The organism is Afifella marina DSM 2698 (genome assembly GCF_900102695.1).
Lineage (GTDB): Bacteria > Pseudomonadota > Alphaproteobacteria > Rhizobiales > Afifellaceae > Afifella > Afifella marina.
In genome coordinates this window covers 98,361-118,601 of sequence record NZ_FMVW01000010.1, presented here as the reverse complement: position 1 = coordinate 118,601, position 20,241 = coordinate 98,361, and the positions used below count along the sequence as shown (strand labels likewise).

Below are 20,241 nucleotides of genomic sequence, written 5' to 3'. Positions count from 1 at the left end.
CGATAGGCGACATTCACCTCGATCTCGCGCACCAACTGGCGCTCAGAGCGGATGCCGAAGAGATAGCCCAGGAACAGCGCCTTGAACATCAAGGTCGGATCGAGCGCCGGGCGGCCATTATCCGGACAGTAGAGCCCCGCAACCCGGTCATGGATGAACGAGAAGTCGATCACCGCGTCGATCTTGCGAAGCAGGTGATCCTTGGGAACCAATTGATCGAGTGTCACCATCTCGATCGCAGTCTGCTCAGGGGCCGGGCTCTTCAACATGGCCCACTGAATCAAAAAGCCCCGGCTCACGCCAGGGCTTTGTCAGCAGTCTGAAGGGCCGCTCACGCGGCCCTTCGCTCATATACCCAGGGTTGGGCCTTTCGGAAAACGTTTGGCTCAGTTGTTTTCCTGTCCCGGAACGGTCAGCACCGGACGCGGGGTCTCGTCCGTGCTCGCCGGCAGGATCGGATAATCGACCTGCGGCTGCTCGCCCGTCAGCGTGTGCAGGAACGCCACCATGGAATCGACTTCGTCCTCGGTGAGCTCGGTTCCAAGCTGGGCCGTCGCCATCACCTGCACCGCCTGACGCAGGCTCCAGACCTGGCCACTGTGGAAATAGGGCGCGGTCAGCGCGATATTCCGCAAGGTGCCAGCACGGAAGACATATTCATCCGTCGCCGTATGCGTCACCGCAAAGCGGCCCTTGTCGTCCGGCGGAAGGATGTCGGCACCGGGTTTCTCCACGACGCCGAACGGGAAATAGTCCTGACCGCCGACATTCACGCCGGAATGGCAGGACACGCAGCCCTTTTCCATAAACAAGGAGAGCCCGTGCTTCTCTTTGTCGTTCAGGGCATTCGCGTTGCCGTCCAGGAATTGGTCGAAGCGGGAAGCCGGCGTCACCAACGTCACTTCAAAGGCCTCGATGGCCTTCGCGACGTTGTCGAGAGTGACCGGATCCTCGTCGCCCGAAAACACGACGTCGAAGCGCTCCTTGTACTCGGGCATGCTGTTCAGAACCGCAACCACCTCATCGGGCGTGGAGTTCATTTCAACCGCCGCCTGCATCGGCCCGACGGCTTGCGCTTTCAGGTCTGCCGCCCGTCCGTCCCAGAACTGGGCGATGTTGAAGACGGAATTGAGGACCGTCGGCGCGTTGCGGGGGCCGCGCTGCCAGCCATGTCCGACAGAGGTCGGCTGCAGATCCGTCCCCGCAAGGCCGAGATTGTGGCAGGTGTTGCAGCTCAAAAGGTGAGAAGAAGACAGCCGCGGATCGAAATACAGCATTTTGCCGAGTTCGACCTTCTCGCGGGTGATGGCGTTATTTTCGGGGGCCTGCACCATTGTCGGGATTGGATCGAAGAAGCCATTGGCATCTTCGATCAATTTCTGGTCGTCCGCAGCATAGGCCGCAGTGCCTAGCCCGGCCGTAAGTAGGAGCGAGACCAGCAAACGTGTCATCGCGCTCTCCATTCATTTGCGAGAGAGCCACGGGAGATGAGACGTCAAGGCGAGCACGACCGGCGACCGTCGGGTCGGCTCGTGGCTTTTGGCGTTCAAGGCCCGCGACCCAGATCGCTGCCTCAGGTCGCGCAACGACCCTACCAGTGTCCTGCAGGCTACTTTTGACTTAGATCAATTCTAATGTAAGCTCGCTATTCTGTCGCATCCGGTCACACCTCGACCGAGCCTGACGCGTTCCGTGTCCGCCGTTCTTCCTCCACCCCAATTTTGTGATCGCCCGCGGATTGCACCTCGATGAAGAGACGGCGGATCGTCGGAATGCGTGCCTTGATCGCCTTTTCCAGACGCGTGATGGCAGCCTCGACGCGCCCGGCCGGCATGTCGTCTTCGAAGTCGACCGAGAGCGCGAGTAGGATGTCATTGGGCCCGCGATGCAATGTCCTGAGCTCGTTCAGTGCACTGACACCTTCTTCGGCTTCGACGATCTCGCGCACCGCGGCGACCGTTTCCGGTGCCGCCGATTCGCCGATCAACAGGCCTTTGGTCTCGATCGCGAGAAGGATTGCGGTCGCGCCAAGAATGATGCCGATCCCGATCGAGGCCGCACCATCGAGCCAGGGAAGCCCGAGATAACTGGCGAGGAACACACCGATCAAAGCAACGACAAGACCAAGGAGGGCGGCAGTATCTTCGTAAAGCACCGTGAAAACGGTGGGGTCCTTGGAGTGACGAACGGCCTCGAAGAAATTGTGCCCTTCATTCCTCTGCCGGCGAAACTCTCGGTAGGCAACGGTCCACGACGCGCCTTCAAAGACGATAGCCAACGTCAACACGATGTAATTGACGAACGGAGAGGTGATCTCGTTGGCATCCGCGATCTTGTGCACGCCCTCATAGACGGAGACGCCGGCGCCAACCGCAAAGATCAGGATCGCCACCACGAAGGCCCAAAAATAGATCTCCGCGCTGTAGCCGAAGGGGTGCGCGCGATCCGCCGGTCGAGACGCGCGTTTCATCCCATAGAGAAGAAGTCCCTGGTTGCCGGTATCGACAACCGAATGGATGCCCTCGGATAGCATCGCCGAGGAACCCGTATAGGCGGCAGCGCCGAACTTCGTGATGGCAATCGCCAGGTTTCCGACAAGCGCCGCATAAATTGCCTTCTTCGAGCTTCCGGCCATCTCAATCCCCGTTTTGTCGCCTTGGACGGCTATTGTTGCACTGCCTGACAAGCATCATATGGATTCGCGCAGGCACCCTGGCTCTCCCCTTGCGATCTCGTTGGCAAGCGTCAACATGCACAGGCGTGAAGCGTTGCATTCGACATATTTCCCCGGCGACGAACAAAGCAGCAGAAGCTGAGAGACACGAAATGACGAGACCCATCCATGTTATCGGCGGCGGCCTCGCCGGCTGCGAAGCCGCCTGGCAGATCGCCGAAGCCGGCATCGCCGTCGTGCTGCACGAAATGCGGCCCGAGGTCGAGACGCCAGCGCATAAAAGCGACGGCCTCGCCGAGCTCGTCTGCTCGAACTCGTTCCGCTCCGACGATTCGACAAGCAACGCTGTCGGTGTTCTGCATGCGGAAATGCGCGCGGCCGGTTCGCTGATCATGTGGGCGGCCGACCGCCATCAATTGCCCGCCGGCTCAGCGCTTGCCGTCGATCGCGACGGTTTCTCCGAAGCTGTGACACAGGCGATTGCCGATCATCCCTTGATCCGCATTGAACGCGGCGAAATCTCTACCCTGCCAAATCCAGATCAGCCGACCATCGTCGCCACCGGCCCTTTGACGAGCGGAGCGCTCGCGACCGCAATCCGCGAGGCGACCGGCGAAGACCAGCTCGCCTTTTTCGATGCCATCGCACCGATCATCCATCGCGACAGCATCAACATGGATATCGCCTGGATGCAGTCGCGCTACGACAAACCCGGACCTGGCGGTGACACGGCCGCCTACCTGAACTGTCCGATGGACCGCGCCCAGTACGAGGCCTTCATCGAGGCTCTGCTTCAGGCGGAGACCGCCGATTTCCGTGAATGGGAAAAGGATACGGCCTATTTCGAAGGCTGCCTTCCGATCGAAGTCATGGCGGCCCGCGGCGCCGAGACCCTGCGCTGGGGTCCGATGAAGCCGGTCGGCCTCACCAATCGGCACCGGCCGGAGGAGAAGCCGTGGGCCGTGGTGCAACTGCGCCAAGACAACAAGCAGGGCACCTTGTTCAACATGGTCGGTTTCCAAACCAAGATGAAGTACGGCGAACAGACCCGCATTCTCCGCATGATCCCGGCTTTGGAGAATGCCGAATTCGCACGCCTTGGCGGCATTCACCGCAACACCTTCCTGCGGTCACCGAAAATTCTCGACGAGACGATGCGCCTGAAGGTGCAGCCCCATATCCGCTTCGCCGGCCAGATCACCGGCTGCGAAGGCTATGTCGAATCGGCCTCCATCGGGCTTCTCGCCGGCCGTTTCGCCGCCGCGGAGGCACTTGGCGATCAACCGGCCCTGCCGCCGGATACGACGGCCCACGGAGCGCTCCTCGCTCACATCACCGGGCGCAATCTCGTGGATAAGGAGAATGGCGACTTTCAGCCGATGAACGTCAATTTCGGCCTTTTCCCGGACATCGAGGCGCCCACGAAAGACGAGGACGGACGCAGAATGAAGGGCAAGGAGCGCGGCGTGGCACGCAAGCGCACGCTCGCCGCACGCGCACTTGCAGATTTCACGGCGTGGCTTGCGGCCAACGAGTTGCGGAAGGCAGCCTGAGAAAAGAAGCAGCTCTTGCCGGGGTCGGATCGATCAGCGGCCCTTGCCGAGACTGGCAAACACCATCCGGCTCAAAACGCCGAGCGCTGGCATCTGTTGCGGGGTGGTGACAAATCTGGCCGGATCCCGCCCGATTCGAGGAAGCAGGACATCTGCGGCTTTCAATGGCAAAAAGGCAGACCGAGCCTCCCCTCGAACCTGCTTGAGTGCCGAAGCCGCGAGGCTTCGATGCTCTCGCCCGAAGGCGACGAGTTCGCCGAGTGGAGCGACGAGCTCCTTCACATCTGCCGAATAGACCTCCTCAGGCGAGAGCCCCACTCTCTGAAGAAGCTCGGAGGGGATGAGGAGACGCCCCCTCGCCCGCGCCCGTGCGCTATCCCAAAGGCTCATGGCGATGCCATAGGCGATGCCCGCATGCCCCGCGGCTTCGGCGAGTTCGCCGGCCTCTCCACCAAGAAACAATCCACCCAGCTGAAAAAGGCTCGACTGCGTCTCACCCATCCGCCCTTCGAGATCGGCGAGTGTCGCAGGAGGATCGGCGTAAAGGTCGCCGTGCCGGGCTTCCGTGAGTGCGGCGAGGGCGTCGGCGGAAAGTCCTTTCTCACGCAGCGCCAAAGCGAGCCGGTCGACAATCGGCGAGCCGCTCGCCTGCCCCGCCACCGCCAGGTCGAGAGAATCGCGCCACCACGTCAGACGAATCTCCCCGAGCGTCGCCTCTTGCACGATATCGGCGACTTTTTCCGCCTCGACTGCGAAGGCGTAGAGCGCAAAAAGCTCTTCGCGCGCATGTTGCGGCGCGAACAACACCGAGTAGTAGCGCGGAAGATCGCGCTCGCGCACAGGCTCAACGAGTGTGGGATCGGGCTCGGCCATGAGCCGGAGCTAGGGCTTCATTCCGGATCGTCGACAGCAATCAGCGCCGCAGCAACCGCCCGCTCTTCCGCAAGCAGGATGTTGTAGGTCCGCGAGGCCGCGCCCGTCGCCATCACTTCCGGCCAAAGACCGGCGGCTTCGAGATCCGATTTCACCTTCGGATCGAGTGGAACGAGAGTGTGCCCCGTCCCGACCAGAAGGACTTCGATCGAAGAAGCTTCGGCAAGAGCCGGCTGAAGCGCTTCGAGGCTGATCTCCTCCGGCCTGGTGACATGCCAGCCGAGGATCGCCGACGGAAGCATCAAGATCGACCCGCGATGCGACATGCCGGCAAAACGGAAACCGCCATTCCCATACGCATCAACCGGTGCACGTCCGGGGAAACGGCCGCCCTCGGGCGGGCCAGCTTGTCTGTCTCCGCCGGCCGCCATCAGCTGGCCGCAGGCTTCTTTGCGGCTTCCGGTGCGGCAACCTTTTCAGGACGCAGATTGAAGAAGATCAGCATCGGCGCGGCAATGAAAACCGTGGAGTACGTCCCAATGAACACGCCCCAGATCATCGCCGCCGTGAACGAACGAATGACCGCTCCGCCGAAGAAGAACAAAGCGGCAAGCGCGATCAGCGTGGTCAGAGACGTCAACAGGGTCCGAGACAGGGTCTGATTGACCGATAGATCGATGATGCCCCGGATCGGCGTCTGCTTGAACTTCCGCAGCATTTCACGCACGCGGTCGAAGATCACCACGGTGTCGTTCAGCGAATAACCGACGATCGTCAAAATCGCCGCGATCGAAGACAGATTGAACTCGATCTGCGTGATCGTGAAAAACCCGATGGTCAAGATGACGTCGTGAAGAAGGGACGCGATCGCACCGATGGCGAACTGCCATTCGAACCGGAACCAGATATAAAGCAGCACGCCCACAAGCGTCACGAGGACGGCGATCGTCCCGGTTTCCGCAAGCTCTCCGGACACACGCGGCCCAACGACTTCGACGCGACGATAATTGTAAGCGTCGAAGCCAAGCGCGTCCTGCACCTTCTGCACGGCCGCTTGCTGCGCTTCGTCTCCGCCGGGCTGCGTCGCGATCCGAATGACGGCTTCGTTGCCTGAGCCAAAGCCCTGGACCTCGAAGTCGCCGAGTTCGAGAGGCTGCAACGTCTGTCGGATCGAGCCAATGTCCACGGCTCCACTCTGGCTTTGCACCTCAATCAGAGTGCCGCCCCTGAAGTCGATGCCGAGATTGAGTCCGACGACAAAAAACAAGACGAGCGACGCCACCATGGCGACCACTGAGGCAGGAAAGCCCCAGCGCGCAAAGCGCATGAAGGGAACCGTGGTGTCGTCGGGAACGATGCGGAATGGCATAGCGATACTCAGATCGGCACTGTCTTGGGGCGCTGCGAGCGAACCCAGACGGCGACGATGAAGCGGGTCAGAACAAAGGCGGTGAAGACGGTCGTCAGAATGCCGAGAGCAAGGGTGACCGCAAAACCACGGATCGGACCGGAACCCAGAGCGAAAAGCGCGAAGGCAGCGATCAAGGTCGTGATGTTGGCATCAAGGATAGTGCCGAGCGCCCGACTGAAACCAGCTTCAATGGCATTGATCGCGGACCGTCCCAGCTTGGCCTCCTCGCGTATTCGCTCGAAGATCAGCACGTTCGCGTCCACCGCCATACCGACCGTCAGCACGATGCCGGCAATGCCCGGAAGCGTCAGCGTCGCCTGCAGGAGCGTCAGAAGCGCCAGCAGGAGCACGATATTGCAGATCAAGGCGAAATTCGCAAAGACGCCGAAGAGGCCGTAGACGAGCACCATAAACACGACGACACCGGCCGTGCCGATCAACGCGGCGATTTCGCCAGCGGCAATCGAATCTCGACCGAGGCTAGGTCCGACCGTGCGCTCCTCGACGATGGTGAGGTCGGCCGGAAGGGCGCCGGCCCGCAGCAGAACAGCGAGATTCTGCGCGCTTTCGACGGTGAAATTGCCCTCGATTTGCCCCGAACCGCCGAGGATGGGCGAGCGGATGACGGGGGCCGTGATGTATTTGTTGTCGAGGACGACCGCAAAGCGGCGCCCGACATTCTGCTGTGTCAGCTGTCCGAAAATCGACCCGCCGCGAGAATTGAAGCGGAAGGTGACGATCGGCGTGTTCGTCTGCTGATCGAAGGCCGGCTGAGCGTCGACAAGATCGTCACCGGAAAGCCGGGCCCGCGATTCGACGAGAACCGGACCGTCATTGGGATCGGCCGGCTCGACGATCTCACATCCGGCGGGCGGACGCCCCTGTTGCGCGGAGACGACGTCGCCCTCCGGGCACTCCAGATGGAATGTCATCTTCGCCGTCTGGCCGAGGATTTCTTTCAGCCGGCTGGTATCTTCAAGACCCGGGACCTGGACGAGAATGCGATCGTCGCCTTCGCGCTGGATCGTCGGCTCGGTGGTCCCGAGCGCGTTGATACGGCGTCCGAGAACGGACAGGCTCTGTTCGACGGCCGAGCGGGTACGCTCTTCAAGCCCCGCCTCCGTCAGGTTCAGTGTCACCTGCGCGCCGTCACGAGAGACCTCTACCTCGCTCACAGACCCCTGTCCGAAGAGCCCCGATTGCACGGGATTGGTCAGCGGACGCAGCAGCTGCATCACACGATCTGCTTCGCTCGGTTCGCGCAACGTGAACGTCACGCTTTCTCCGCGGCTGCGCAGATTGCGGTAGCCGATGCGTTCGTCACGCAAGGTCTGCCGAACATCGCCGACCAGTGTCTGAAGCCGGTCTTTGACCAGCGAATCGCGCTCCACCTGCAAGAGCAGATGGGCGCCGCCTCGCAGATCGAGACCGAGGACGATCTGGCGCTTGGGCATGAAAGACGGCCACGCCTGCACCGTCGCGGCGGAAAAAAGATTGGGAAGCGTCACGATCACCCCCGCCACAAGGACGAGGATGATGAGGACGATCTTCCAACGAGCGAAATAGAGCATGAAAAGGCGGGTCCTGAGGTCAGGCGGCGGAGCCGCTCACCGGCTCGGCCTTTGCTCGAACCTCATAAATGAGGCCTCTTTGCGCCCGCACCTTCACGCCTTCGGCAATTTGTACTTCGAGCTCGTTGTCGTCGATCACCTTGGTGACCTTGCCGATGAGCCCGCCACCGGTCACCACCGTGTCGCCACGACGGATCGCCTTCAGCATCTCTTCCCGCTTCTTCGCCTGCTGGCGCTGCGGACGGATGATGAGAAAATACATGATCACGAAGATCAGGATGAAAGGCAGAAGCGAAATCAACATCTCACCGCCGCCACCTGCGCCTGCGCCTTGCGCATAGGCCGGAGTCACGAACATAAAGGCCTCGGAATTTGCTTGCGGACCCGTCGGTCCAAACCGGCGCGGACTATAGCTGTGGCGCGCCCCTTTGCAACCGGTCCCGGCACGAGCGATCTGTCGACCCCTCGATCCTTATGTTACCGAGACGCCCCGCCTGTAGGACGTGAACCCAAGTGACTCAAGACCAAACGCAAAACCTCATTCCGCTCCTTGAACGTATTGCCGGTGCTCTGGAGCGGCTCGCTCCGCCCGTGGCGCCGCCGCTCGACCTTTCGGCCGATGCCTATGTATGGGATCCGCAGCCACCTCGCCTCATCCCGGTGAAGAACGTGAACCGCCTGGAAATCGAGCTTTTGCAGGGCATAGACCGGTCCCGCGACACGCTGCTTGAGAACACACGGCACTTCGCCAAAGGCTATGCGGCCAACAACGCCCTGCTTTGGGGCGCCCGCGGGATGGGAAAATCTTCTCTGGTGAAATCCGTCCACGCGCAGGTCTCGGCCGAAGCGCCCGAGACGCCACTCAAGCTCGTCGAAATCCATCGCGAGGATATCAACACACTGCCCGATTTGATGAACACCATTCGCGATCGGCCGGAACGATTCATCTTTTTCTGCGACGACTTGTCCTTCGATGCCGACGACACGTCCTACAAGTCGCTGAAAGCCGCACTCGAAGGCGGCGTCGAGGGCCGGCCGCGCAACGTGATCTTCTACGCCACCTCCAACCGCCGCCACCTGCTCCCCCGCGATATGATCGAGAACGAGCATTCGACAGCGATCAACCCGTCGGAGGCGGTGCAGGAAAAGGTGTCGCTTTCAGACCGCTTCGGCCTGTGGCTCGGCTTCCATCACTGCGATCAGACACAGTATCTGGCGATGGTGCGCGCCTATGTGGAGCACTTCGGCATCGCGACGCCGGAAGAGGAATGGCGCCCTCAGGCCTTGGAATGGGCAACGACGCGGGGGAGTCGCTCCGGCCGCGTCGCCTGGCAGTTCATTCAGGATCTCGCCGGACGGACAGGTCAGTCGCTCGGCTGACTGACCCCTGCCCGAAAACCCGGAAGGCGCCCGCTCAAGCGGACGCCATATGTCCGACCGGATTGACCGGGGTCGCTCCCTTGCGGAGCTCGAAATGCACCTGCGGCGAGGTGACGTTGCCGCTCATTCCCGACTTCGCAATGATCTGACCGCGCCGAATCTTCTCACCGCGCTTGACCAGCAACTCGCTGTTGTGGGCATAGGCCGAAACCCAGCCGCCCTCGTGGCGCACCAGGATCAGATTGCCGTAGCTCTTCAGCTCGTTGCCTGAATAGATCACGGTGCCGTCTTCGGCGGCCTTGACGGCCGTGCCCTCTGGCACGGCGAGATTGATGCCATCGTTGCGCTCACCGTTCGGCTTGCTGCCGAACTCCGCAATGATGCGCCCGTGCACCGGCCACCGGAAGCCTGCGCCTCCAGATTTGGCAGTGGTATCGGCTGCAGGCGCCGCGCTTTCTTGCTTGGGCTCCGCCGATGGCGGTGTGTAGCTCACCGGCGTCTTTTCGGGCCGCACCTCAGGCGTGGCTTCCGGCTGTGCATCCGACATCGTTCCGTCTTTTGGATCGACGCGCGCAACCTGCGTTTCGCCACCGGACGGGATTTTCAGCGTCTGACCGGGGCGAATATTGCCGCCCTCAATGTTGTTGGCCGAGGCGAGCTCGCTCGTCGTGACACCATGCGCATGGGCGATGCTCCACAGCGAATCACCGGAGCGAACGGTATAGCCCCCGCTCGAGGCCACGTTGTTTTGCTGGTGCGGCTGCGGGGCTTCGGTCCGCGCAACCGCAGGCTCCGCACGGCGCGGCTGAGGCGTGCCTTGCGAATCGACGGTCACCTTCCCGAGAGGCTTCGGCATGCCGCTCGGCGCGTAAGGCTTCGGCGGCGTATAGGGTTTCGGAGCAGATGCCTGCTGTTGCGGGTAGCTCGTCGGCGCGCTCGAATAGCTCTGCTGCGTCCCGGCGGAACCCGGATAATTGTAGGCGGTCTGATAACCGCCAGAGGGTGGTGGCAACTGCCGCGACTGGACGGCGGGCGATGGCGCCGCGAACTGTTGCGGTGCCTGATAGGCATTCGCTTGGGCTGAAATTGTCTGCTGCTGATTCGCCGTCGAGCCGGTGTAGATGGGCTCAGTCAGACGTATGGCATCGGCGCTGCACCCGGCACCGAGCCCGGTAATCAGGGCGAGCGCACTAATGCGGGTGAACCAGAAGCTGGCAGACTGACGGTATGACCTCATCGAACAAACTCACGCAGGCATTGGGGATGCTGACGTGATGTAAAAGCATTAACATTGAAAAGGCGTTAAGGGACGCCGGCAAAACGAACCAAAATCAAAGATTGCGGGCGATGCCTTCGATCAGCGGCACGAAACGGACGGCACCGAGATCGCGGGTGTCCACCCGCGTCCCCTCTTTGCGAAAAAGCGTCAGCCTCTGCACGGCATCGACCGGTCCGACCGGCGCAACGAGAATGCCGCCATCGACCAGCTGTGCGACGAGTTTGGCGGGCGCAACGGCCGCTGCAGCGGTGACCAGGATCCGATCGAAGGGGGCCTGTGTCTGCCATCCCTTCGACCCGTCTGCGACGATGCCGGCGATATTGGTGATGCCGAGAAGATCCCAGCGCGTCTGCGCCAGTTCCAACAGCGTCCGATAGCGCTCAAGCGTGGTCACCCGGCGCGACAACCTCGCGAGAATGGCGGCCTGGTACCCGGAGCCGGTGCCGATCTCGAGAACATGGTGACGTGGTTCGAGTTCGAGCGCTGTCGTCATCATCGCCACCACCGAAGGCGCACTGATGGTCTGCCCGCATTCGATCGGCAAGGCGCGATCGAGATAGGCATCGTCTCGATACAGATCCGGGACGAAAGCCTCGCGCGGCACCGTCTCGATCGCCCCGAGCACCTTTCGGTCCGAAATGCCGAGTTCGCGCAGCCTCAGAATGAGGCTGGCCAGCCGAACACGCGCCTCAGGATCTGCCTCGATGTCAGGATCGTCGCTCACGAAGAGGCCCGGTTTGCCCCGCTTGGAGCCGTGAAATGGCGTGTGAGCTCCTGGCGGGCAGGTTCATCGGTCATGTCGAGAGACAAGGGCGTGACGGAGATATAGCCCTGAGCGAGCGCCGCCAGATCGGTTTCCGGGGGCGGCTCCATCTTCGAGTGCTTGAAGGCGATCCAAAAATACGGCCGCCCGCGCCCATCGCGACGTTCGTCGATATGCATCCAATCGGCAGCGCGCTTGCCCTGACGCGTGAGGAGAACGCCCGAAACGTCCTCAGCTGAACGGTTGGGGAAATTGACGTTGATGAGAACGCCTGACGGCAATTGCAGACCGAGTACGCGCTCGATGATCCCAGGGGCATGAGCTCGGGCGCAATCCCATCTCGGATCGTCGATCGTGTCCGCCCCGAACGCCTGCGACAGAGCGAAGGAGCGGATCCCGAGGATCGTCCCTTCGATCGCACCGGCAACCGTACCGGAATAGCTCACATCGTCGGCGATGTTCTGTCCCCGGTTCACGCCAGAGATCACCAGGTCCGGCTTTTCGCCGATGACGACCTTCGAGGCCATGATCACGCAATCCGTCGGCGTTCCGCGCACGGCGAAATGGCGCTCGTCGACCTCCCGCAAGCGCAAAGGGTCGCTCAGGGTCAACGCATGCGCCACGCCCGATTGATCTGTCTCCGGCGCGACCACCCACACATCGTCGGAAAGCGCGCGTGCGATCTCCTCTGCGACCTTCAGGCCCGGAGCATGGATTCCATCATCGTTGGTGACGAGAATTTTCATGCGCCGATCCGCTCCATGCCGCCCATATAGCGCCGCAGCACCTCCGGCACGGTGATCGACCCGTCGTCGTTGCGGTAATTCTCCATGACGGCGATCAGCGCCCGACCGACCGCCACGCCGGAACCGTTCAAGGTATGCACGAAGCGCGGCTGCTTTTCGCCTTCGGCCCGGTAGCGCGCGTTCATCCGACGCGCCTGAAAGTCGCCGCACACCGAACACGACGAGATTTCCCGGTAGGCACCCTGCCCCGGCAGCCAGACTTCGATGTCGTAAGTGCGCCGCGCGGCAAATCCCATGTCACCCGTCGAGAGGACGACGACGCGATAAGGCAGTTCCAGCTTTTTGAGCACCGTCTCAGCGCACGCCGTCATGCGCTCATGCTCTTCGAGGCTCGCCTCCTGGCTGGTGATGGAAACGAGCTCCACTTTGTTGAACTGATGCTGTCGCAGCATGCCGCGGGTATCGCGCCCGGCCGAACCCGCTTCGGACCTGAAACAGGGCGTCAGCGCCGTGAAGCGCAATGGCAGCTCCGATTCGTCGAGGATCGTTTCGCGCACGAGATTGGTGAGCGGCACTTCCGCCGTCGGAATGAGCCAGAGACGCGCCGCCGAGGCTTCATCGTCATCGACGGCTGCAGTTGCGTAGGAATCCTCGGCAAACTTCGGCAGCTGGGCGGTGCCGAAAAGCGCATCGTCCCGCACGAGGATCGGCGGAGCGACCTCGGTATAGCCGTGCTCGCTCGTATGAAGATCGAGCATGAACTGGCCGAGCGCCCGCTCCAGGCGCGCAAGCTGGCCCTTGAGCACGACGAAGCGCGAGCCTGAGAGTTTCGCCGCACTTTCGAAATCCATCAGGCCCAAGGCCTCGCCGATTTCGTAATGTTCCGGCGCGCTATCGCTCAACACAGGGTCGCCGACGAGCCGCAGCTCGACATTGGCTGTCTCGTCGGGCCCGACGGGCACATCCGGCAGTGGCACGTTCGGAAGTTCGGCGAGTGCCGTCCGTAGCGCTTCCTCGAGTGTGCGCTCCAGGGCTTCGCCTTCCTGTATGGCACTCTTCAGCTTGGCGACCTCGTCGATAAGGTTTTGGGCCGCGGCCTCATCACCCGAAGCCTTCGCCTTGCCGATCTGTTTCGAAGCCTGATTGCGCGCGTTCTGCGCTTCCTGCAATTGACGGATATGAGCGCGCCGCTCATCGTCGATATCGATCAGGCGTTGAGCGGCCGGCTCCGCCCCTCGATCGGCGAGAGCGCGGTCGAGCGCCTGCGGATCTTGGCGAATCCATGTGATGTCGAGCATCTTTCGCGAACCTCTGCTGGACGCCTTGCGGCGACTCCGCGTGCTTGTCTATGGCCGCAGGGCGTAACGCAACGACGGCAGCGGTCAAGTCTCGCGTTGAGGAAGATCCGCAGATCCGGATGACTTCAGCCGTCCAAGACCAGGTTCACCCGACTATGTCGCAGCTTCCTCGTCCCTTGCAGCATTCTTCAGTTCCACCCGTCGAACGGCGTAGATGGAGATTTCGTAGAGAAGAATTGTCGGCAACGCGAGACCGATCTGGCTGATCGGATCAGGCGGCGTAAGGATCGCCGCCAGGATGAAGGCGATCATGATGGCGTATTTGCGCTTGGCTTTGAGGATCGCCGCATCGACGATCCCGACGCGGCCGAGAAGCGTCAGGACGACCGGAAGCTGGAACACGAGGCCGAAGGCAAAAATCAGCGTCATGATGAGGCTGAGATACTCGTTCACCTTCGGCAGAAGCTCGATCGATGCGCGCCCGGCGCCACCCGTCTGTTCCATCGAGAGGAAGAAGGCGAGCGCAAGCGGCATCACCGCGAAATAAACGAGCGCCGCTCCGATAATGAAGAGGATCGGCGTGGCGATCAGGTAGGGGTAGAACGCCTGACGCTCATGCTTGTAGAGCCCCGGCGCCACAAATTTGTAGATTTGGTTGGCGATGACCGGGAAGGCCAGAAAGAGCGCGCCGAAGAAGGCAAGCTTCATCTGCGTGAAAAAATATTCCTGCGGAGCCGTGAAGATCAGACGGATGCTGCGGTCCGCACCCGCTGCCCGCTCATAGGGAATGATCAGAAGATTGAAGATCTGATCGGCAAAATAGAAGCAGACCACGAAGGCGATCGCGATTGCGATCAAGGCACGCAGAAGACGCTGACGCAGTTCGATCAGATGCTCGATCAACGGCGCTCGTGAGGCTTCGATATCGTCGTCGCTCATGCTGCGTCGCTCGTGCGCGGGCTTCCGCCTCTGTTGTCGGGGGCTTCTTCGGCCGCCCCGTCGTCCTTGCTCGACGCCACGTCTTGCACCTTTTCTTCCGCCGGTGCCGGGCGATCATCCACGTCCTCCGTGGGCTCCGTCACTGCAGCTTCGCCTGATGCGGGTTCTGCCGACGGGGAGGCCTCCTCCTCCGCGGGCGCGAGAGCGGATGGCACAGTCTCGGCCGCCGGCTTCTGACCCGTCCGATTGGCGGCGGCCTCGACGTCTTTTTTGACGCCGGCGAGGGGATCCATCTTGGAAATCGACTGCAGCGACTTCCGGGTTTCCTCCAACCCGGCCTGTTGCTCGGCCTCTTTCAGAGCATCGTCCAGCTGGCGCTTGAAATCGTTCGCAGTGCGACGGATCTGGCCCATCGTCTTGCCGAACGTGCGCAGCATCCCAGGCAGATCTTTCGGCCCGACGACGATAATCGCCACGCCGGCGATCACCACCAGTTCGGTCCAGCCGATATCAAACATGGCCGAGCTCAAACATAGATTGTGTCGGGTTCGCCGTGGCCGATGCTGTTAGCCGACCTTGTTCTTCTTCTCCGCCGGCTCCACGCTGGCAGGGTCGTTGTGCTCGATGGTCCGGGACTGGTTCGTCGACGTGGTATCGTCGTCCTCCTGCAAGCCCGTCTTGAAGCTCTTGATGCCTTTAGCGACATCACCCATCAGGTCAGAGATCTTTCCGCGCCCGAACAGGAGCACGATGATGATCGCGATGATAACGATCTGCCAGAAGCCTATCGACATAGGATAAACCTTTCAAAACTCGCCACGGCCGGTCGCGGGACTATTGCAAATCGTCGGATTCGCATCAACTCGCCCTCTTCTCCGATCCCCTGTCCCGTCACGAAACTGCGACAGGCATTGAGATGCGGCGACCAGCGTTTCCTCCAAACAGTCCCGGAGTGATATAAGTGGCCCGATCATTCAAAGCCACATCGAATTCTGCGCCGTCCGAAAGGGGCGAAACCTTCCGTAGGGTCCGCCGTGGCAAACGACCCTCATCCACAAGAGCGGTGAGATTGAGGCTGGAATAGCCGGCGTTTTGCCGCAGATCGGAATTGGTGAAAAATGCGCTGATTCCCGAGAATCGCTGGCTTGGCGTATCAATCCGTCAGTCGCCATCCAAAGGGTCTTCGTCGTCCCGCAGCCCCTCGCTCCCAAAGGCAGGCGGCGCTTCGAAGCCCGGCGGAATGTTTGCGTTCAGAAGACCGGCCGCCTTCAAGTCGAGAAGACCCGGCAGATCGCCGATTGCTGCAAGGCCGAAATGATCGAGAAACTCGTTCGTCGTGCCGAAAGTCAGCGGGCGCCCCGGCGAACGCCGGCGACCCCGCGGCCGCACCCAACCGGTCTCGAGCAGGACGTCGAGCGTACCCTTGGATGTCGAGACGCCCCTCACCTCTTCGATCTCGGCACGCGTCACCGGCTGGTGATAGGCGATGATGGCGAGCGTCTCCATCGCGGCCCGAGAGAGCTTGCGCTCCTCCACCTTGTGCTCCTGTAGAAGGAAGCCGAGGTCGCTCGCAGTGCGGAATGCCCAGCAATCGCCGATGCGCCTCAGATTGACGCCCCGGCTCGCATAAGCGGTCTGCAATTCGTGCAGCAGCACGTCGACCGTAACGCCCTCGGGCATCTTCGCGGCCAGTTCCGCCTCGCTCATGGGTTTCGCCGAGGCGAACAACATCGCTTCGAGCATGCGCAGATGCAGCCGGCGATCCTCCGGCGACAGGCTGGTCACATTGCTGCCGCTGGCAAAAAGATCAGGCACGCTTCGCCTCCAACGAAGCAGACCTCCGCCGCACGTAGAGAGGTGCAAAATTGGATGACTGCGTCAATTCCAGCTTGCCTTCCCGCACCAGTTCGAGACTTGCCGAGAGCGCACTTGCCCGGGCTGTCGCCCGCAGTTCCGGCTTAGCCAGAAACTCGGTGAGATACGTATCCATCGGCATCCAGGTCGCATCGTCACCGATCAGGCGCATGAGGCGATCGCGTGCTTCCTGCAGACCGATGACTTTGCGCTTCTTCACCTTCACGAAGCTCGCAAACTGGCGCGCACGCAAAGCCGAATAAGACTGCAAAAGGTCGTAGAGCTCTGCCCCCCATCGCATTGTCCGGTCGCTCGCGATGGCTTCCGGCATGCCGCGTTCGAAAAAGCTGGAACCAAGCTTGTCCCGGTCCGACAGCTTCTCGGCCGCGTCGCGCATGGCCTGCAGCCGCTTCAGGCGGAAAGCGAGCCGCGCCGCCATTTCCTCGCCGGACGGTTCTTCCATCGGTTCGGGATCGGGCAGAAGAAGCCGCGACTTGAGATAGGCGAGCCACGCCGCCATCACGAGGTAGTCGGCAGCGATCTGCAGATGCAGCTTGCGCGCATGATCGATGAAAACGAGATACTGCTCGGCTAAAGCCAGCACGGAAATTTTTGTCAGATCGACCTTCTGACTGCGGGCGAGAGCGAGGAGCAGGTCGAGCGGGCCTTCGAAACCATCCACGTCGACAAGCAGAACCTCGGCCTCGTCGACGGGCGTATCTTCCTCGAAAGCATCCGCCGCAACACTCATCCAACAACCCTGTCTGATCCCAACAACTGCGACAACCGCTCGTGCAAGAACGCCCGATCTCCGACCACATCGGCAACGCTGCCAAGAAGGGACGTCTCGGCACGCTTCAGCACATCGCCGGAAAGCTCCGGAACGGCATTCGCCACGTCGCGCATCTCTTCCATTTCGCCGTTGCAGTGAAGGACGACGTCGCAGCCTGCGGCGATCGCACGCCGTGAGCGTTCGGCTGGACTGCCGCTCAGCGCCTTCATGGAGATGTCGTCCGTCATCAGCAGACCATCAAAACCGATTCGCTCGCGTATGATGTTAGCGATGATTGCAGCGGAATGCGTGGCCGGCTGGGCGTCGTCCACTGCGGAATAGACGACATGGGCCACGATGCCGAGGGACGCGCGCGCGGCCAACATTCGAAACGGTGCGAAATCGACGGCCTCGAGTGCCGCCAGATCCGCATCGACGACGGGAAGCTCTTCATGGCTGTCGGAAGCCGCGCGACCATGGCCAGGTAGATGCTTGATCACCGGCGTCACGCCGCCGGCACTCAGTCCGGCCATGACGGCGCCGCCGAGCGTCACCACCATCTCGACCGTGTCGCCGTAGGCGCGATCGCCGATGATATCGTGACTGCCAGGCACCGGCACATCGAGGACCGGCAGACAATCCACGTTGATGCCGAGTTCGATGAGGTCGAGCGCCATCAGCTTCGCGGCAAGCTGCGCCGCCTCGATTCCGGAAACAGGATCCGTCTTGTAGATGTCCCCGAAGCGCTTCGCTGGCGGATAGGAGCGCACCACCGGCGGGCGAATGCGTTGGACCCGGCCTCCTTCCTGGTCGATCAGGATCGGAACGTCCGGACGATCGAGCGTCTCGCGGACGCTGTCCGTCAGCCGCCGGATCTGGCCAGCATCCTGGATGTTGCGGGCAAAGAGAATCACGCCCCAGGGTTTTTCATCGCGCAAGAAAGCGCGTTCTTCCTCGCCGAGCGTGAGCCCGGCGAGGCCGCAAGCGAAGGCCTTCGCCATCATTCAGTTCGATATCCTGCGTGGAGTTCTACTGCGTTACGAAGCAACTGCCGCCAGCGCTCTGCAGATTCTCGCACAACGAGATCGCCGCCTCGCGCGAAGCCATCGGACCGACCCGGACACGGTAATAGATACCCTTGTCGCCGAGATCGGCCTGAAGGATCACTGCCTCCTGGCCTCCGAGAAGCTGCGGGAAACGCCGCTGCAGATTGCTGTAGGACGATCGGGCCTGCTCTTCTGAACGTTGGGAGCTGACCTGAACCGCCCATCCGGCCGGTGCCGTGGAGGCGACCTGCGGCTCTGACGCGTTCGAAGACGGCGCAGACGCCGTCAAGGAAGAGGCCGAAGCCGCTGGCTGCTGTGCGGTCTGTGCCGAACTGGGAGAAGGCGCGACAAGATCCGGTACCGTCGGCCGTGCCTGCGGCAGGTTCGCGATGTCGAAGCTCGGAGTTTCGGCGGATGTCGGCGTTTCGCCGAGCCCGTTCGGCTGCGCGCTCGCTTGCGCGTTGTTTCCGGCGCTTTCATCCGCAGGAATACCGCCGTCCTCCGGCTGGACGCGCACGCTCTGCACCTGGACCGGCTGCGGATCTGTCGCCGGCGCAGGGCCTGCGAGCTCCGTCGGCTGCTGCGAGGTCGCGGACTGGCTGCTCGGAGTGTTTTCGACGATCGTTCCATCGGGACGGACCGTCAAAGTCCGGACCTTCTTCGGTCCAATTGGCGTGACCTGCGGCCCCACCTGCGGCTCAGCCGTATCGTCCGAAATGCGCGCGGAGATCTTTCCGTCGTCGTCTGCCGCTACGGCCCCATTATCGGCACCCTCGCCGTCTTGCGCGTTCGGCAACACGATGCGAGCGATTTCTCGTGGTTCCTCGTTGCGGTCGACGAGCTTTTCATCAGTCTCGGGATCGCGACCGGAAACACGGTCGAACACGGCCTGGCCGACCTCGTCGTCTTTCTTGTCGCCCGGGTTTTCGACGGCCACTTTCACATCGCCGCCATCGGCGGTGATGATGGGAACGGAACCATCCGAATCACCCTCGCCCCCACCGAGCATGGCGATGACGCCGCCGCCGACAACGACGACACTCAAGACGGCCGCCAGCGCCATCAGACCTTTGCGGCGTCCCTTGCGGCCATCCCCCTCGTCATCCATGCGGATCTGACCATCGGGATCGCCATCGGCGCGACTGACGAGCGGATCACTGTCGACAAGGAACGGAAATTCTTCGTGGCTCGGCTCGGGCGTGTCGGCCAGGTCATCGCTCGCGGGCCAGTCGCGCTCCGCATGCGGAGCCCCGGCCTGAACGTGTGGGACATAAGGAGCACGCGGCTCGCGCGGCTGCGGCACACGCTCATCCTCAGACGAATCCGATCGCTCGTAATCGGCACCGCCGTGCTGCGGCTCCGACCATGACGGCTCTTCCCTCTGCGACTGGGCCGCGAGTTCGCCTGGGAGTTCATGCTCCATCCAATGAGCAAAGTCTTGAGCCGCGTTGCGATGGGATTCGGGGTACGCCCCCTCCGGAGCGTCATAAGGCTCCTGCGGAGGCTCCTCGTAACCGGAAGACTGAGGCGAATCCTCATAGGCGCCATACGGATCAGAGGCCGGATAACGATCCTCCGGGAAAGAGCGCTCGTCATCGACCTCCTCCGCGGCAGGGCCGCTCGGAAACCTCGTCACCAGAGATGAAAGAGGATGCTCGACGCGCGGCTCCTCGGCGCGCGGCCCATGGCTCCGCCAATACGCCTGCTCTTCCGGCTCTTGCGCAGGCTCGGGCACGAAACGGGGTTCGGCACGCGTGTAGCTCTTGGGGGTGTACGGCTCGGGCGTGTAAGGCTCAGGCGTGGAGCGCTCGGGCTGGCGCGCACGGTTCGATTGCTCGAACTCCCGCATCAGCTCCGCTTCGAGCTCGGACGAGAACGCGTCCACGTCGGGCTCCCGCCTTGTCGGGGCAGCCTCGGCACGTGGCGACGGACGATAATATGAGCTGTCTTCGCTGACGATACGCGCCAGCTCGACGAGCGGATCCTCCTCCTCCGGGCCGGCAGGTCCACCGCCGGGTCCGTGATGCAAGTAGGAGGTTTTCGGACGTTCATCCGCCATCGGCAAACCTTACGCGTTGTTCC

Annotated in this window: 21 protein-coding genes; 2 read left to right on the top strand and 19 right to left on the bottom strand. The window is 62.1% G+C overall.

Features of this window, described 5'->3' with window-relative positions:
- The 3 genes from BLP76_RS17055 to BLP76_RS17045 form a co-directional block, all read right to left on the bottom strand.
- The coding region (locus BLP76_RS17055; RefSeq protein WP_139163641.1) for a transposase at positions 1–269 on the bottom strand (269 nt) is incomplete at its 3' end.
- 117 nt (positions 270–386) lie between these two features.
- On the bottom strand, positions 387–1,451 hold the full coding sequence (locus BLP76_RS17050) for a cytochrome-c peroxidase (RefSeq protein WP_092816181.1): 1,065 nt from the start codon (positions 1,449–1,451) through the stop codon (positions 387–389).
- A 212-nt stretch (positions 1,452–1,663) separates the two neighbouring features.
- Positions 1,664–2,635 carry a cation diffusion facilitator family transporter gene (locus BLP76_RS17045; RefSeq protein ID WP_092816161.1) on the bottom strand — a complete coding sequence of 324 codons (972 nt, stop codon included), beginning with the start codon at positions 2,633–2,635 and terminating at the stop codon, positions 1,664–1,666.
- Positions 2,636–2,826: 191 nt separating this feature from the next.
- On the opposite strand from BLP76_RS17045, the gene trmFO reads away from it, so the two are divergent.
- Positions 2,827–4,227 carry a methylenetetrahydrofolate--tRNA-(uracil(54)-C(5))-methyltransferase (FADH(2)-oxidizing) TrmFO gene (gene trmFO, locus BLP76_RS17040; RefSeq protein WP_092816159.1) on the top strand — a complete coding sequence of 467 codons (1,401 nt, stop codon included), beginning with the start codon at positions 2,827–2,829 and terminating at the stop codon, positions 4,225–4,227.
- A 33-nt stretch (positions 4,228–4,260) separates the two neighbouring features.
- Here the strand turns inward: trmFO and BLP76_RS17035 are convergent, their stop codons facing one another.
- Genes BLP76_RS17035 through yajC form a run of 5 tightly spaced genes read right to left on the bottom strand, consistent with a single transcriptional unit; the run spans position 4,261 to position 8,440 of the window.
- The gene (locus BLP76_RS17035) at positions 4,261–5,100 is read right to left on the bottom strand and encodes a phytoene/squalene synthase family protein (RefSeq protein WP_092816157.1); all 840 of its coding nucleotides are present in this window, start codon (positions 5,098–5,100) and stop codon (positions 4,261–4,263) included.
- Positions 5,101–5,117: 17 nt separating this feature from the next.
- Complete coding sequence (locus BLP76_RS17030; protein ID WP_092816156.1) at positions 5,118–5,531, bottom strand: Mth938-like domain-containing protein; 414 nt, start codon at positions 5,529–5,531, stop codon at positions 5,118–5,120.
- Positions 5,531–6,469: a protein translocase subunit SecF gene (secF, locus tag BLP76_RS19125; protein WP_092816154.1), complete on the bottom strand. Its 939-nt coding sequence runs from the start codon at positions 6,467–6,469 to the stop codon at positions 5,531–5,533. Before secF ends, BLP76_RS17030 begins: the two co-directional genes overlap by 1 nt.
- An 8-nt stretch (positions 6,470–6,477) precedes the next feature.
- Entirely contained in the window at positions 6,478–8,082 is a 1,605-nt protein-coding gene (secD, locus tag BLP76_RS19120; protein WP_092816152.1) for a protein translocase subunit SecD, read from the bottom strand.
- Positions 8,083–8,101: 19 nt separating this feature from the next.
- Positions 8,102–8,440 (bottom strand): preprotein translocase subunit YajC, encoded by a 339-nt coding sequence (yajC, locus tag BLP76_RS17015; RefSeq protein ID WP_092816151.1) that lies wholly within the window; start codon positions 8,438–8,440, stop codon positions 8,102–8,104.
- A gap of 155 nt (positions 8,441–8,595) precedes the next feature.
- Here yajC and BLP76_RS17010 point away from each other — a divergent pair, with 155 nt between their 5' ends.
- Positions 8,596–9,462 carry an ATP-binding protein gene (locus BLP76_RS17010; RefSeq protein WP_092816149.1) on the top strand — a complete coding sequence of 289 codons (867 nt, stop codon included), beginning with the start codon at positions 8,596–8,598 and terminating at the stop codon, positions 9,460–9,462.
- A 34-nt stretch (positions 9,463–9,496) separates the two neighbouring features.
- Here the strand turns inward: BLP76_RS17010 and BLP76_RS17005 are convergent, their stop codons facing one another.
- The 11 genes from BLP76_RS17005 to BLP76_RS16955 form a co-directional block, all read right to left on the bottom strand.
- Positions 9,497–10,699, bottom strand: a complete 1,203-nt coding sequence (locus tag BLP76_RS17005) for a M23 family metallopeptidase (protein ID WP_092816147.1) — start codon at positions 10,697–10,699, stop codon at positions 9,497–9,499.
- Between the two features lie 94 nt (positions 10,700–10,793).
- Positions 10,794–11,465: a protein-L-isoaspartate(D-aspartate) O-methyltransferase gene (locus tag BLP76_RS17000; protein ID WP_092816145.1), complete on the bottom strand. Its 672-nt coding sequence runs from the start codon at positions 11,463–11,465 to the stop codon at positions 10,794–10,796.
- Positions 11,462–12,250: a 5'/3'-nucleotidase SurE gene (gene surE / locus BLP76_RS16995; protein ID WP_092816143.1), complete on the bottom strand. Its 789-nt coding sequence runs from the start codon at positions 12,248–12,250 to the stop codon at positions 11,462–11,464. The genes BLP76_RS17000 and surE overlap by 4 nt, the downstream gene beginning before the upstream one ends.
- On the bottom strand, positions 12,247–13,548 hold the full coding sequence (gene serS / locus BLP76_RS16990; protein WP_092816141.1) for a serine--tRNA ligase: 1,302 nt from the start codon (positions 13,546–13,548) through the stop codon (positions 12,247–12,249). The genes surE and serS overlap by 4 nt, the downstream gene beginning before the upstream one ends.
- 153 nt (positions 13,549–13,701) lie before the next feature.
- Positions 13,702–14,487, bottom strand: a complete 786-nt coding sequence (gene tatC / locus BLP76_RS16985) for a twin-arginine translocase subunit TatC (RefSeq protein ID WP_092816139.1) — start codon at positions 14,485–14,487, stop codon at positions 13,702–13,704.
- Complete coding sequence (gene tatB, locus BLP76_RS16980; RefSeq protein WP_092816137.1) at positions 14,484–15,005, bottom strand: Sec-independent protein translocase protein TatB; 522 nt, start codon at positions 15,003–15,005, stop codon at positions 14,484–14,486. The genes tatC and tatB overlap by 4 nt, the downstream gene beginning before the upstream one ends.
- 48 nt (positions 15,006–15,053) lie before the next feature.
- Positions 15,054–15,281 carry a twin-arginine translocase TatA/TatE family subunit gene (locus tag BLP76_RS16975; protein WP_092816135.1) on the bottom strand — a complete coding sequence of 76 codons (228 nt, stop codon included), beginning with the start codon at positions 15,279–15,281 and terminating at the stop codon, positions 15,054–15,056.
- 367 nt (positions 15,282–15,648) lie between these two features.
- On the bottom strand, positions 15,649–16,302 hold the full coding sequence (gene scpB / locus BLP76_RS16970; RefSeq protein ID WP_338081426.1) for an SMC-Scp complex subunit ScpB: 654 nt from the start codon (positions 16,300–16,302) through the stop codon (positions 15,649–15,651).
- A complete protein-coding gene (locus tag BLP76_RS16965; protein ID WP_092816133.1) occupies positions 16,295–17,092 on the bottom strand; it encodes a segregation and condensation protein A in 798 nt (265 codons plus the stop codon). The genes scpB and BLP76_RS16965 overlap by 8 nt, the downstream gene beginning before the upstream one ends.
- Positions 17,089–18,117 (bottom strand): beta-N-acetylhexosaminidase, encoded by a 1,029-nt coding sequence (nagZ, locus tag BLP76_RS16960; protein ID WP_092816132.1) that lies wholly within the window; start codon positions 18,115–18,117, stop codon positions 17,089–17,091. The genes BLP76_RS16965 and nagZ overlap by 4 nt, the downstream gene beginning before the upstream one ends.
- Before the next feature lie 25 nt (positions 18,118–18,142).
- Positions 18,143–20,218 carry an SPOR domain-containing protein gene (locus tag BLP76_RS16955; RefSeq protein WP_092816130.1) on the bottom strand — a complete coding sequence of 692 codons (2,076 nt, stop codon included), beginning with the start codon at positions 20,216–20,218 and terminating at the stop codon, positions 18,143–18,145.
- Positions 20,219–20,241: the final 23 nt, after the last annotated feature.